Genomic DNA, 13,641 nt, shown 5'->3' with positions numbered 1-13,641 from the left:
TCGCTCTTTATCACGGGACGCGTCCCGCATCCAAGCCCCGCCCCACAATGCACATTCGGCCAGCCGGGCGCTCCCTGACGGACACCGCCGATCCCGGCAAGCCGAACCCATCAATTGCACCGGTCATGGGCGGGTCGCGCAGGGGACGACCGCGACCGGGCAATGCGCATGGTGGATGAGTGCGTGCGTCACAGCATGGCTGCGCGGCGCCGTCAGTCGCGTGTGCTGATGCGTGCCCGCGATCATGAGATCGACGTGGCGGGAGGCGGTGACCAGGGCCGCGGCGGGGTTCTCCTGGACGATGTCCTCGACGACGCCCACACCGGGGAAGCTCTTGCGCATCGGCGCGTGCGCCTCGACGACGCGCCACCGTGCCCGTTCCTCGATGCGCCGCGGGTCGGCTCCGGCCCCCGGGTCGTCCAGTGCTTCCGGGAACGGCCAGGCGTGCACGACCCGCAGTCTGGCGTTTCGTGTCGCGGCGGCCCGGAACGCGTACTCCAGGGCCGCGGAATCGTCCCCGAGGCCGACGCCCACGGCGATCTCGCCTCGAGCGGCCTCCTGCTCGCCACGGACCAGCACCACCGGGGACGCGGCATTTCGCACGACGCCGAGCCCGACCGACCCCAGCAGGAGCTCGGCGAAGCCCCCGAGACCTCGGTGCCCCACGACCAGCTCGAACGACTCCAAGGAGTGTTCTGCCAGTACCTGGACGGTGCGTCCGGACGCCAGCTCGACGCTCACCGGCACTTCGGGCCGGCGGGCGTGCGCGACACGCTCGGCGCCCGCGAGCACTTCCCCGCCCGCACGCGACAGCGAACCCGCCTCGCCTGGAGCGCTGGTCAACGGGACGTCAAAAGGCCATTTCTCTATGGCGTGCACGATTCTCAGGTCACGCCCGTGTCGGGCCGCCTCGTCGGCCGCCCACTCCACAGCGCGCTCGGACGGCACCGAGCCGTCTGCACCGACAACGATCGGACTGGACATGGTCAGCTCCTCTTCTTCGCTCCTTCAACGCTGTCCAGCGGGGCCTGCGACGACCTCCGCTGCGGTTGAGCACGACGACGACAGGGCATCGGGCACGGTCAGCCGCCGGTACGGCGCCCGCCAGGCGTACGCGGAGCCATCGATTCCCACGACGATCGGAGCCGGCACCGGTCATCCCTCCTGGGCCATCGGTCAAGTTCGTTCTAGACGCTAGGGCGAAGGCCTCCTTCGTTCTGCGGCCGAAGGTCCCGCCCTTGAGGGGCGACGGTCACCGACTCGCCCCTCTCGGCGCCTGACGACAGCGTCCCCCCGGCGCCCGCTCCCACTCCCCCAACCCCGCCCTCATCCAGGGAACGAAGGCGGGAAACCGCAGCCGTACGGGTCTGGCGGCCGAGCCGCACCTGGGACCGGCACCAGAGCTCACCGGCGTCCTGGCCCTCCGCGGCCGCCACCGCGCCGGGCTCCGGGCTAGCTCGCGCCGAGGCGGCTGAGCGGCACGCGGTCGAGCTGGTTGCGCGAGCTCACGTTGAGCTTGGCGAAGACCTTGCCCAGGTGGTACTCCACCGTCCGGGGGCTGATGAACAGCTGGGCGGCGATCTCGGGGTTGGAAAGGCCGTCCCGGGCCAGCCGGGCGATCTGCCCCTCCTGGGGGGTGAGCTCGCCGCGGGTGTCGACGCTGCGCTTGCGCGCGGTCTCCCCGGTGGCCAGCAGCTCGCGGCCGGCCCGCCGGTCGAACGCCCGCATGCCGATGTCGGCGAACATGTCGTGGGCCTTGCGCAGCTGCGTCCGCGCGTCGCTCCGCCGCCCCTCGCGGCGCAGCCACTCGCCGTACAGGAGGTGCGCGCGGGCCACCTCGGACCGGAAGCCGATCCGGCCGAGCCGCTCGACCGCCTCCCGGTACCGGCGCTCGGCGTCCTCGCCCTCGCTGAGCAGCGCCCGGCACCGCGCGTAGATCCCCCGCGCCCAGTCGGTCCGGGCGACGCGCGTCACCTCGTCGAGCCGGCCGAGCGCGTCCATGGCCGGCTGGGGCTGGCCGCACCTGACGGCCGCCTCGATCAGCTCCGGGAGGGCCCACATGGAGACGTACAGTTCAGGCGCCTGCTCGGCGGCCTGCCGCGCCTTTGCCAGCGCCTCCTCATAGCGGCCGAGCCCGTTGAAGAGGACGGCGGACAGCCACTGCGACATCTGGACTCCGCTCCCCTGGCCCGCGGCCTCGGCGGCGGCGGCCACGGCCTCGATCGTGGCGGCGTCCTCGGCTTCGTCCCCCCGGTGTCCGGCGAGGACCAGGGTCGCGTGGCGGGAGAAGCCCGCACCCGTCGCCGTCGTGAGCTCCTTCTCCTCCGCGGCCAGCGAAGCGGCCGCCGCGAAATCACCCCTCCAGATCGCCATCAGCGCCATCGGGCCCATGTAGAGCGCCAGCTGGGTGAGCATGCCCGTCTCCCGGCAGGACTGGACGTCGCGGGCCAGGATCGCGCGCCAGTACCCCTCGTCCCACACCAGAGCCGCGGCGGCCGCCGCCACCCGGCTGCACTGGAGGCGCTCCGCCAGGGGGATGTCGTCTTCGGCGACGACCCGCGCCGCCTCCCTCAGCAGCGGCGCCGCCTCGGCGCGTCCCTCGGTGACCAGGAGGGACAGCCCGTCCACCAGCAGGTCCACCGGGCGGGGCTCGTCCGCGGGCGACGGGGCGGACCGAGCGGCCCGGGAGACCTCGTGCAAATCGCCGGCGCCCGCGGACCGGCCGGCGTAGACAGCGGCGAACCACGCGTCGAGGTAGGTCTGGCGCGCGAGACCGGCGTTCAGCCCCTCCAACTGCCTGGCCGCCTTCAGCAGCAGCCCCGGGGCATCGCCGCCTCGGCCGGAGGCGAACGCGAGCCGCCCGCGCAACAGGGCGGCGCGGGCGTGCTGGAGTTCGTCCAACGGCCCCGCCACCGCCATGGCGAGCAACTCCGCCGCCGTGCCCAGCGCACCGGCGTGGAAACTCGCCTGCGCCGCCTCCAGGGCGCGCTCGGACCGCCGGGCGGGCTCGTCCGTCAGCTCGGCCGCGCGCTGCAGGAACCCCGCCGCGGCGGCGACGCCGCCGCGGGCCTGCGCCCGGCCCGCCGACCGCTCCAGCTCCGCGGCCACCTCCTCGTCGGGGCCGTGCGCCGCGGCCGCCAGGTGCCAGGCCCACCGGTCCGGATCGCGGTCGCGATCGGTCACCTCGGCCAGCGCCCGGTGCGCCGCCCGCCGCTCCGGCAACGACGACGCCGAATACACCGCCGACCGCACCAGCGGATGCCGGAACCGCAGGAGCGTTCCAGACTGCAGCAGCCCGTCCTCCTCGGCGGGCTCCGCCGCCGAGGCCGGGATCCCGAGCCGCCGCGCCGCCCGCCAGATCAGCGTCGGATCGCCGGCCGCCTCCACCGCCGCGACCAGCATCAAAGACCGCGTGTCGGCCGGCAGCGCCTCCAGCCGGCGGCGGAAGCCCCGCTCGATCCGCGTCGGCACCGCCTGCCCCCCGGCCTGCCCGAGACCGCCCGCGAGCTGCGCCGGGCCCATCCCCCGCGGCAACTCCAGTAGCGCCAGCGGGTTGCCGTTGCTCTCGGCGAGGATCCGGTCCTGGACCGGCTCATCGAGCCGGAACCGGACCACCGACCGCAGCAGCGTGCGGGCGTCGTGCTCCGGCAGCCCGCGGACCTCCAGATCCGTGAGCCCCCGGAACTCCTCGTCCGGCTCGCGCGCGGCGAAGATCAGGCCCACCGGCTCGGCCAGCAGCCGCCGCGCCGTGAACGCCAGCACCTGCGCCGACGCCCGGTCCAGCCACTGCACGTCATCGATCACGCACAGCAGCGGGCGTTCTTCCGCCGCCTCCGCCAGCAACGTCAGCACCGCCAGGCCGACCATGAACCGGGCCGGCGCGGCGCCCTCCCGCAGCCCGAACGCGACGCTCAGCGCGTCACGCTGGGGACCCGGCAGGGCATCGAGCCGGTCCAGCAGCGGCATGCACAACAGATGCAGGCCGGCGTAGGCCAGCTCCATCTCCGATTCCAGCCCGGCGGCCCGGGCGACCCGCATGTCCTCCGCCGCGCCGACCACGTAATTCAGCAGCGCCGACTTGCCGACTCCCGCCTCCCCCCGCACCATCAGCGCACACCCACGCCCTGACCGGAGATCCCCCAGCAGGCCATCGAGCACCGCGCGCTCCTGCTGCCTGTCCAGCAGTGCCGGCATCGGCTCAGGTCGCGTCCGCATGCCCCGTTCTCCCTCAGCAGTTCCGAGCTGGCCAACCCGCGTGGCCGTAAAATGGGCCTCAGGCGGTCCCGGCTGCCGGCGTCGGTCCATCCGTGCAGGCAGACAACCCAGAAGATATAGCTTCAGCCGACCCGCGGGTCCCTGGAGGCCCCTCCAAGGAATGTCCGGCGGAGCCGGGGAATCCGCTCTCCGATGATCGGCTCTCGGAGTTCCCGAGCCTCGCTCCGGTTTCCTTGGGGGCGCCCGCGTTCACTCCCGCGCGACCGTCGCGGCACTCTCTTCCTTCCGCCGTTTCGCCGCGGCGACGGCGGGGACGCGGCGCAGCAGCAGGCCGACACCGGCCGCGCAGGCGGCGACGACGACGATTCCGGTGAGCGCGGCGACGTTCATCCCCTGGACGAACGCGTCCCTGGCCGCATCCAGCAGGGCGGCCCCGCCCGACCTGGCGGCCGAGCCCGGCGGCTGGCGCGCCCTCAACGCGCTGATCGCGTCCGGCGTCATGGACCGGCACGACGAGCCCGACGCCGAGTTCACCTTCGGGCTGGAACGATTTCTCGACGGAATCGAATTCCATGTGCGATCGAAATCCTGACCTCCGTCGGGTAGTCGAAGATCCGGATGGAGGCCAGCCGATAATCGCAGGCGCATCCGCTCCCCCAGATCCGCCCTCTCATCTTCGTCTCCTCCGTAGCCATCGAAGGGGGCCGGAGGACAAACCGACAGGGCTCCACTCGGCGACGCCCCGAGCAGCGGGAGGCGCGCCTCAGCCGGTCGCCGGCTGAGATTTCAGGTCGTGCTGGGCGGCGCCCAAGGTGTCCGGAGCGGCTTCGTCGGTGAGGAAGCCGCCGGACTGGTGGTGCCAGAGCCGGGCATAGGGGCCCTTGGCCTGGAGGAGTTCCCGGTGGGAGCCCTCTTCGAGGACACTGCCGCGGTCGAGAACGACCAAGCGGTCCATCCGCACGACCGTGCTCAGTCGGTGCGCGACGACCAGTGCGGTGCGGTCGCGCATCAGGTGCCACAGGGCCTCCTGGACGAGAAGCTCGCTTTCGGAGTCCAGCGCACTGGTCGCCTCGTCCAGGAGAAGGATCGGGGCGTCCCGGAGGATGGCTCGGGCGAGGGCGACGCGCTGCCGCTGGCCTCCGGAGAGCTTGACGCCTCGCTCGCCGACCAGCGTGTCGAACCCGGCCGGAAGGCTCTCGACGAACTCGGTGACGTGCGCCGCCCGCGCGGCCCGGAGGATCTCGGTCTCGGTGGCGCCGGGCCGGGCGAAGGCGATGTTGTCGCGCACCGACCGATGGAACATCGCGGGTTCCTGCGGGACGTACGCGATCAGGTTGCGCAGGTCGCTCTGGCGGAGCCGCGCGATGTCCTGGCCGCCGACGAGGATCCGGCCGCCGTCGACGTCCATCAGGCGCAGCAGCAGCCGGGTGAGGGTGGTCTTGCCGCCCCCGGACCGTCCCACCAAGCCGATCTTGGCGCCGCTGGGAATCTCCAGGTCCAGCCTCTCGAACAGGGGCGGGCCGCCGCCGTGCGCGAAGAGCACCCGCTCGAAACGGACTCCGGCGTCGACCGGGCGCAACGGCTGCGGGTCGGGCGGATCCACGACGGTCGGCGGCGTCAGGAGCAACTCGGTGAACTGCGCGCTCTCGGTGAGCGTGCTCTCCATCCGCCGGTAGATCTGGTTGAACTCGAACATGATCCGTGTCGCGTTGGTGTAGTAGGAGAACGTCACCACGATCGCCTCCACCCCGAGCCCGCCGCGAAGCGCCACCGCGACGAGGAGCCCCAGGGCGCTCGTCAGGATCGACATCGGGGCGACGATCGTGTCGACCCGCAGGTTGGCGTAGTCCCAGGAGCGCAGCGCCAGGCGGTGCTGCTCGACGACCCGGCCGCGGAACTCGGCGGCCTCCCGCTCCTCGGCGGCGAACGCGCGGACCGTCTCCATGTTGGTGAGCACGTCGGCGACGTGGCCCGACACCCGCACCTTGGCCGCCTCGCGTCGTCCACCAGCACCTGCCGCCGGCGGATGAACGGGGCGACGAGGAAGCCGGTGAAAACGATCAGTCCCAAGAGGACGACGACCAGCAGCGGGTGATACCGCCAAAGGATCACCGAGGCGAAGGACAGCGGGATGACGTTGGCGACGACCGAGAAAGTGAGAGTGTCCGCGAAGTTTTCGAAGCCGCCGCAGAAGCTCAGTATCCGTTTGGTCAGCGAACCCGCGAAGTTGTCGTGGAAAAACGCGGTGTCCTTGGCGAGCAACTCGTCCATGCCGACGATGCCGAGCCATTCGATGCCCCGGCCGTTCGTCCGGTTGAGGAAGTGCAGCCCCGCTCGCCACAGCGCCTCGCCCGTCAACATCAGGCCGGCGAAGCCGAGAACGTAGGGCAGGAGCGCGGCGAGGTCGCTTTCCCCGCCGCCGGCCAGGTGCCCCACCAGGGCGGCCACCACCAGCGGCGTCAGGTAGAACAGGCAGATGTTCCCGAGCGCCGGTAAAGTCATCGCCGGAAGCGAGATGCGCCACTGACGGCGCAGCACATCCCAGTAATAGCGCAGGGCCAGCAGAACCGCGCGCCGCCTGGCCGGCCGGCCGTCCCCGGAGCCGCCTCGTAATGCCAGCACAGCCACCCGCCCTCCTCGCCGCCGCTCTCCATGCTGCCTCAGGCCGTCAAGGAAAGGCGAACGTATTTCTCGGTGCTCAGCGCGACCCCCAGGCATCTTAGAAACAGCGGGCGGACGACGCCCTCCCAGCGACGTTCAGGAAGGCCTTACCCCTTGGATACGGACACCCTGGACGCCCATGTGAAGGGTTGTCGCCGATGGCTGATGGTACGCGCCACATACCGTCCAACCGGGTTCGGTGATTAACACCCGCAGGTAGTAGTGACATTCGTATTCGGTGAGGTCTGAGCGCGGGTGCCGTTACCCGTGGAAGAGCGCGTGATCCAGGTATTCGCGGCGAGAGCGTCGGCTTTCGTGCGGCCCGTCAGGCGGGGCGCCCCAGTTCCTTCTGGAAGAGGCGGTGCACGTTCTCGCCCAGGATCTTCCTGATGTCGGCCTCGGGGCGGCCGCGGCGGAGCAGGGCCTCGGTGACCAGGGGCAGACCACGCGGGCCGTCGAGGCCGGGGACGACGGCGTTGACGTCGAAACCGGCCAGGGCGCTCATGTCCTCGCAGCAGGGCGGGGTGAGTTCGAGGCTGACCTCGCGGATGAAGTCGGGGCCGAGGCCGACGTGGTCGATTCCCGCGACGGAGGCGACGTGCTCGATGTGATCGACGAGGCGGTCCACGGTGTAGCCGCCGGGATCGGCGCTGAGGAAACCCGCGACGAAGTTGACGCCCACCACTCCGCCGGTCGCGGCGACGCCGCGGAGCTGGTCGTCGGTGAGGTTGCGGTGGTGGTCGCGCAAGGCCCGGGCCGAGGAGTGGGTGGCCATGACCGGGCGGGTGGCGAGCTCCAGGACGTGGTCGACGCCGGAGGCTCCCAGATGGGAGACATCGAAGATCACGCCCAGCCGCTCCAGTTCGGCCACCGCGTCGACCCCGGCGGACGTCAGGCGGCTGCCGGTGGCGTCCTCGCCGCTGCCGTCGGCCAGCGGGGTACGGCCCCAGTGCGCGATCGAGGCCACCCGCACGCCCAGCCGGTGCATGGTGGAGAACAGTTCCACGTTCGCGTCGAGGCCGGGGGCGCTTTCCAGGGCCAGCACCAAGGCGATCTTCCCGTCCGCCAGCGCCCGGTCGATCTCCTCTCCGTCCCGGCACAGGCTCACCTCGTCGGCGTTGCCCTCGGCGAGCACGTGGGCGGCCTCGACCATCCGAAGGGTTTCGCGCAGCGCCCCCTCCGGCCGGAACTGGTCGTCGATGAAGACCGGGAGAACCTGCAGGTCCACGCCTCCGTCGCGCAACTGGGGCAGCCAGCGGTCCCGGAAGAACCTCGCCCACAGCGCCGGCGGGCGGGCCGCCACGGCCATCAGCAGATCGTTGTGGGTGTCGGCGACGACGGCCCGGCGGTGGAGGTCAGCGGACATCTCGGTTCCCTTCTGCGCCAAATAGGCGCAGCTTATGGCCATCCGTCAGGCGCAATGCCTGCTGTCACAGGGTGCTGGACGGAATCGGGCGGGTGAGCACACCGAACGGTCACTGATCGTGGTCCTGGCGCCGGCTCCGCGCACCGACGACCGAGACGACGAAGGCGTCCAGGTTCGTCCTGATGCGCGCGACCTTCTCCTCAACGGGGACACCGTCGTCGTGGCCGTCGCCCAGCAGGGGTGACTGCGCGAGAGGTCGTGCGGGGGTGGGGCGCTGGCGTGGGGGTGGCCGGGTTGGGAGAGGCCATGAGGTGGAACGGGCCGGAAGGTCGGGGGAAGGTGGCCCCTGAGTCCAGTTTGGCGACAACGTGTTGATATGTTGTCGACATGATGTCGACAAATCGGGTGTGGGGCTGATGTTCCTCGCACTTCGTGAGCTGCGGTTCGCCAAGGTCCGGTTCGGGCTGATGGGGGCCGTCGTGGGGTTGATCGCGATCCTCATGGTCATGCTGTCCGGGTTGTCGGTGGGGCTGGTCAGGGACGGTGTGTCCGGGCTGCAGAACCTGCCGGTCACCTCCTTCGCGTTCGAGCGCGACGTCCAGCACGACTCCGCCTTCTCCCGAAGCGTGGTGGACATGTCCGCCGTGGACGCATGGCGGAGCAGGCCGGGTGTGGCCGAGGCGGCCCCCTTCGGCAACACGCTCATCAACGCCAAGAGCGACCGGGGGGTGGACGTCGACCTCGCCCTGTTCGGGGTGGCGCCGGACTCGTTCCTGTCCCCCGACGTGAGCAAGGGCTCGCGCCTGAACGGCGCGGACGGCATCGTCGTCAGCCGCACGGCCCTGGACGCCGGCCTGCGCGTCGGCGACACGATCTCGGTCGACCGCCTCGGGACGAAGCTGCGGGTCATCGGAGCCACCACGCGGCAGGACACCTTCGGACACGTCGACGTGGCCTACGTGCCCCTGGGCACCTGGCAGCTGATCAAGGCCGGGGTGACGCCGGGCGACCCGGTGCCCGAGCACGCCGCCCGGGACATCACCGCCGTGGCCGTGCGCGCGAAGCCCGGCGCTTCGGTCGACCTCGCCGCGGGGGACGCCGGCGCCGGCACCGAGAGCCTCACCCTCGACGAGTCCTATGGCGCTTCGCCCGGCTACACGGCCGAGACGTCCACGCTGCAGCTCATCCAGGGGTTCCTGTACGCCATCTCCGCACTGGTCGTCGGGGCGTTCTTCGCCGTCTGGGCGATCCAGCGCAAGCACGAGGTCGCCGTACTGCGCGCCATGGGCGCGTCGAGGGGCTGGCTGCTGCGCGACGCGCTCGTCCAGGCGTTCCTCCTCCTCGTCGCCTCCGTCGCGATCGGCGCGGGCATCGGAGTCGGCCTCGGGTCGCTCATCACCGGCGGCGGAATGCCGTTCGCCCTCAGCGCGCCGAGCGTCACCACCGCCGCGGCGGGAATCGTCCTGCTCGGGCTCGTCGGCGCCGGTGTCGCCGTCGTCCGCATCGCGTCCATCGACCCGGCCACCGCCCTCGGAGGAAACCGATGACCAGCAAGGCCACGCCGACCGCCGGGCCGCAGGAAGGCGACGCGACCGCGCCCGACCGCCCAGGGCTGGTCATGGAGGGCGTCTGCCTCCAGCACGGCGACGGCACCGAAACCGTGCAGGCCCTCGACAACGTCGATCTCGCGGTGCGGCCCGGGGAACTGGCCGCCATCGTCGGCCCGTCCGGCGCGGGGAAATCGAGCCTGCTCGCGGTCGCGGGCGGTCTCGCCCGCCCGGACCGGGGCACGGTCACGGTGGCCGGGGTCGACATCACGGCCGCCGGCGCGAGGGCCAGGGCCAGGCTGCGGCGCGAGCACGTCGGGTTCGTCTTCCAGGCCGGCAACCTGATCCCGGCGCTCACCGCCCGCGACCAGCTCCGGCTGCCGCTGCGGTTCCGGCCGCGCCGCGCCCGCTCCGGCCGCGACCCGCTCGCGCTGCTGGAGGACGTGGGCATGGCGGACAGGGCCGACCGGTACCCCCACCAGCTGTCCGGCGGGGAGCGGCAACGGGTCGGCATCGCCCGGGCCCTGGTGACCCGGCCGAGCATCCTGCTCGTCGACGAGCCCACCGCCGCCCTGGACCGGGCGCGCAGCCACGAGATCGTCCGCCTGCTCGCCCGCGAGTCGCAACATCATGGCGTGGCGGCCATCATGGTGACCCACGATCACGACGTCCTCGAACACTGTGACACGGTGTACGAGATGATCGACGGGCGCCTCGCCGCACTCGCCTGACGCGCCGGCGGGGCCGGCCGGCGAGTACGGCGGGCCGGTGGGAAGGGGGCCGCGTGCCGAAGATCCAGGCGCCGACCATCGCCGAGCATCGGGCCGCGCAGCGAGCCGCCCTGCTCGACGCGGCCCGCACCCTGCTGTCCGAGGAAGCCGAGCGAGCCCCCAGCATGGCGGATGTCGCCCGCCAGGCGGGGCTCGCCCGCTCCAGCGTGTACGCCTACTTCAAGTCCCGTGACGATCTGCTCGACGCCCTCATCGTCGACACCTTCCCGCGCTGGTCCGCCTACGTCGAGGCGCAGATGGGAAAGGCCGGGTCCCCCGGCGACCGGGTGCTGGCCTATGTCTACGCCAACCTCCGCCTCGTCGCCCGCGGGGACCACGCGCTGGCCCGCGCCCTCGCGGCCACCGGCCGCACGGACACGCTGGCCAACTCCAGCCGGCTGCTCCACGACGAACTCCAGACGCCCCTCCGCGAGGCGCTGGCGGACCACGGCGCGTCCGACCCCGCGGGGACGGCCGAACTCGTCCAATCGGTCGTCTACGCCCTGACCCGCATGATCGAGGAGGGCCTGGCCGAACGCGCGGCCCGCCGGCTCGCCGACGAACTGCTCACGCCGTACCTGCGCCCCACCGCGCCGCAACCTATGTGACAGCCCTTCCTGGTGGGGAGAGCCCGGCGGGTCGTCAGCGCTCCGAGTCCGCGTCGCCGCCGAAGTCCTGACGGCCTTGGCACGCCCCCGCGTGAGGAGCGCATGTCCATGGCGGAGGTCTTCGTCCTGCGGAACGGCAAGATCGCCGAGCGCCGCGCCTGGGTCGTCGAACTGAAGGAGAACCACTACCGCTGACCGGGGACGTGAACCGCGGGCGGCCTGGTCGGCGACGCGCCTCAGGCCGCCCGGCGCGTTCAGAAATTCGGTTCCGGCGGGCGGCGGCGTCCCTGCTCGACCGCCGACCGGTACAGGTTCTGCCCGCGGTTGCGGTTGAAGGCGCGGTTGGCTGGGTCGCGAGGATCGGTGGGGTCGCCGGGCGGACGGTGCCGCCGGCCGAGCCGCCGTCGCGGGACGACGCTGTAGTCCTGGCCGCGGACGGGGCCGACGTCGTCGGCCGCGACGCGCGCATGGCGGCCCGCATGGCCGTCACGGCGGACCTCGAGCCACGCAAGGCGAGCCCACCAGGTGCGGTCTGGATGCTGCTCCCAAGCGAGCAGATACGCAGGCCCACTGATGGCCCGGTAGATGACGACAGGCGGAACCCGCATGTCAGGCCACAAGCAGATCGAACATATGTTCAAGTATGCCGCTGCTTGTCGGTGGACCGGCGCACGCCTCCAGGTACCGGTTGGCAGACGCCGCACGTTCGCCTGGCAGCCCCGGCGCGGTCGGCTCGACGCCCGGTTGCGGCCGCCGCGCCGGTGGCGCGGCAGGGCCCGGACACCGCAGCGGTCTCCGGGCCCTGACATCGGGCCTCCACCCCCTCCGTTACTTGCGGCGCGCTACGTCGTACGCGGCGCAGCCGATGAGTTCGAGGGAGACTTGGAGCCGCTCAAGGCTGATGTTCTGGGCGATCGTGTCCTCGGGGGTGTGGTAGATCGGTTCGAGCTGGCTGGGCGCCTCGCTGCCGCGCCAGCTGAAGTTGCCCGCCGGGATGCCGCGCTCGTAGAAGGCCTCGTGGTCGCTGGAGCCGCGGGCGGTGGGGCCCTTGGTCTGGTCGACGTAGCCGAGGCGGCGTGCGGCTGCGTTCACCGCGGCCGTGGTGGTGTTGTCGGCGCCGTCCACGGACAGCAGCCAGTACGTGCCCGCGGGCGGATGGCTGGTGGCGACCATGTCGTTCTGGAAGCAGCCGCTGATCTGCGCGACGCCCGCCTCGTCGAGTTGCTTCACGTAGTGCCGGGCACCGATCAGGCCGTACTCCTCCGAGCCCCACAGGCAGACGCGGACCGCTTGCTGGGTGGGCAGGCGCTTCAGGACGCGGGCCAGTTCCAGGCACAGCGCGGTTCCGCTGCCGTCGTCGTTGGCGCCCGGCGAGCCGGGGACGCTGTCGTAGTGCGCGCTGACGATGACGGCCTTGCCCTCGGGGTTCGGCAGCGAGGCCCTCCGCTCGGCCAGGACGTTGTACGAGGTCAGCCCGGAGTGATGGGTGACCTCGAACGACAGTCGCCCGGCGCCCGCGCGGATCCGCTCGCCGTGGTACCCGGCCAGGCCCAGCACCGGGATCGCGACCGGCTCCTGCAGGGCCGGGGCGAAGGTGGCGGGCTTGCGTTCGGGGAAGGTCTCCGAGCGCGCGTTGATGATGAGCGCAGCGCTGGCGCCCGCGTCCGCGGCGGCCCGGGCCTGCTCGGTCTCCTTGCCGACGACGCGGTCGAACAGCACCGGCCTGCCGCGCACGTCCCCGGTGATCTCGGTGACCGGGCCCACGTCCACCACCGTGCCCTCGACGGAGGCGACGGCGCCCTGCGGGGAGGCGGCGCACTGCCAGAGCCGCTCGCCCGGGGCGCGGATCTCCGCCAGGTACTTGTCGGCGACCGGGAAGGGCTGCAGTTCGACCTTGTAGCCGAGGTCGCGCAGGCACCCGGCGATGTAGTGGGCGGCGCGGTGCTCGGATCGGGTGCCGGCGATGCGCCAGCCGATCTCGTCGCTGAGCACTTCCAGGTGCCGCAGCGCCCGGCGTGCGTCGACGCGGGCGACCACGGCCTTGTCGCCGGCGGTGAGGGTGGGCGGCCGGACGGCGCCGGGGCGCTGCCGGGTCGCGGCGGCGGCGGTGCCGGGGAGCAGGCCGACCGTCGCGAAACCGGTGAAGGCCGCGACTCCGGCCAGCAGATCACGGCGTTTGACCTCGGACATGGCGTCTCCTCGGGGAGATTGGGGGCCGCGCCCGCCGGCCTCGGATCTCGAGCCGGTGCTGGACGACGGCACGACAAGGGACTTTGCCTCCGATTGGCCGAATCTACGAAATCGCCGCTACCCCAACAAGAATGGCGTGTTGATCCGCAACCGGATCGTGATCAAGATCGGTGATATCGATCAGGGGGTGAGCCGGTGGTCGTCGCGGGCAGGATCGCGGCCGTTGCAGCCCGCCACGACCGGTCCGACGAACGACCACCAATCAATACGCAGTCTTTAGTGCA

Annotated in this window: 13 protein-coding genes; 5 read left to right on the top strand and 8 right to left on the bottom strand. The window is 72.0% G+C overall.

Annotated features, from left to right (window positions below; translation table 11 throughout):
• Window positions 1-123: 123 nt before the first annotated feature.
• The 3 genes from SM418_RS16810 to SM418_RS16800 form a co-directional block, all read right to left on the bottom strand.
• Window positions 124-984, bottom strand: a complete 861-nt coding sequence (locus SM418_RS16810; protein ID WP_371941713.1) for a universal stress protein — start codon at window positions 982-984, stop codon at window positions 124-126.
• A gap of 468 nt (window positions 985-1,452) precedes the next feature.
• Window positions 1,453-4,215: a helix-turn-helix transcriptional regulator gene (locus SM418_RS16805; RefSeq protein WP_371941712.1), complete on the bottom strand. Its 2,763-nt coding sequence runs from the start codon at window positions 4,213-4,215 to the stop codon at window positions 1,453-1,455.
• A gap of 249 nt (window positions 4,216-4,464) precedes the next feature.
• Window positions 4,465-4,605, bottom strand: coding sequence for a hypothetical protein (locus SM418_RS16800; protein ID WP_371941711.1), 141 nt, complete (start codon window positions 4,603-4,605; stop codon window positions 4,465-4,467).
• Here SM418_RS16800 and SM418_RS16795 point away from each other — a divergent pair.
• Window positions 4,586-4,807 carry a hypothetical protein gene (locus SM418_RS16795; RefSeq protein WP_371941710.1) on the top strand — a complete coding sequence of 74 codons (222 nt, stop codon included), beginning with the start codon at window positions 4,586-4,588 and terminating at the stop codon, window positions 4,805-4,807. The genes SM418_RS16800 and SM418_RS16795 overlap by 20 nt on opposite strands.
• A 171-nt stretch (window positions 4,808-4,978) precedes the next feature.
• Here the strand turns inward: SM418_RS16795 and SM418_RS16790 are convergent, their stop codons facing one another.
• The 3 genes from SM418_RS16790 to SM418_RS16780 form a co-directional block, all read right to left on the bottom strand.
• Window positions 4,979-5,881, bottom strand: coding sequence for an ABC transporter ATP-binding protein (locus SM418_RS16790; protein WP_371941832.1), 903 nt, complete (start codon window positions 5,879-5,881; stop codon window positions 4,979-4,981).
• 131 nt (window positions 5,882-6,012) lie between these two features.
• The gene (locus SM418_RS16785) at window positions 6,013-6,843 is read right to left on the bottom strand and encodes an ABC transporter transmembrane domain-containing protein (RefSeq protein WP_371941709.1); all 831 of its coding nucleotides are present in this window, start codon (window positions 6,841-6,843) and stop codon (window positions 6,013-6,015) included.
• 358 nt (window positions 6,844-7,201) lie between these two features.
• Window positions 7,202-8,242 (bottom strand): dipeptidase, encoded by a 1,041-nt coding sequence (locus tag SM418_RS16780; RefSeq protein ID WP_371941707.1) that lies wholly within the window; start codon window positions 8,240-8,242, stop codon window positions 7,202-7,204.
• A gap of 34 nt (window positions 8,243-8,276) precedes the next feature.
• Here SM418_RS16780 and SM418_RS16775 point away from each other — a divergent pair, with 34 nt between their 5' ends.
• From SM418_RS16775 to SM418_RS16760, 4 genes are all read left to right on the top strand, one after another.
• Complete coding sequence (locus SM418_RS16775; RefSeq protein ID WP_371941705.1) at window positions 8,277-8,486, top strand: hypothetical protein; 210 nt, start codon at window positions 8,277-8,279, stop codon at window positions 8,484-8,486.
• A gap of 172 nt (window positions 8,487-8,658) precedes the next feature.
• Window positions 8,659-9,789, top strand: a complete 1,131-nt coding sequence (locus SM418_RS16770) for an ABC transporter permease (protein WP_371941703.1) — start codon at window positions 8,659-8,661, stop codon at window positions 9,787-9,789.
• Window positions 9,786-10,520 carry an ABC transporter ATP-binding protein gene (locus tag SM418_RS16765; protein WP_371941701.1) on the top strand — a complete coding sequence of 245 codons (735 nt, stop codon included), beginning with the start codon at window positions 9,786-9,788 and terminating at the stop codon, window positions 10,518-10,520. Before SM418_RS16770 ends, SM418_RS16765 begins: the two co-directional genes overlap by 4 nt.
• Window positions 10,521-10,573: 53 nt before the next feature.
• Window positions 10,574-11,167 carry a TetR/AcrR family transcriptional regulator gene (locus tag SM418_RS16760; protein ID WP_371941699.1) on the top strand — a complete coding sequence of 198 codons (594 nt, stop codon included), beginning with the start codon at window positions 10,574-10,576 and terminating at the stop codon, window positions 11,165-11,167.
• A gap of 254 nt (window positions 11,168-11,421) precedes the next feature.
• Here the strand turns inward: SM418_RS16760 and SM418_RS16755 are convergent, their stop codons facing one another.
• Window positions 11,422-11,775, bottom strand: coding sequence for a hypothetical protein (locus tag SM418_RS16755; RefSeq protein WP_371941698.1), 354 nt, complete (start codon window positions 11,773-11,775; stop codon window positions 11,422-11,424).
• Window positions 11,776-11,995: 220 nt separating this feature from the next.
• Window positions 11,996-13,357 (bottom strand): M20/M25/M40 family metallo-hydrolase, encoded by a 1,362-nt coding sequence (locus tag SM418_RS16750; protein ID WP_371941696.1) that lies wholly within the window; start codon window positions 13,355-13,357, stop codon window positions 11,996-11,998.
• Between the last annotated feature and the right edge of the window lie 284 nt (window positions 13,358-13,641).

Origin of the sequence: Actinomadura chokoriensis (assembly GCF_041463665.1) — a bacterium.
Classification (GTDB): Bacteria; Actinomycetota; Actinomycetes; order Streptosporangiales; family Streptosporangiaceae; genus Spirillospora; species Spirillospora chokoriensis_A.
Note: the sequence above shows the minus strand (reverse complement) of the source record. Positions and strands in the feature narration are given on the sequence as shown.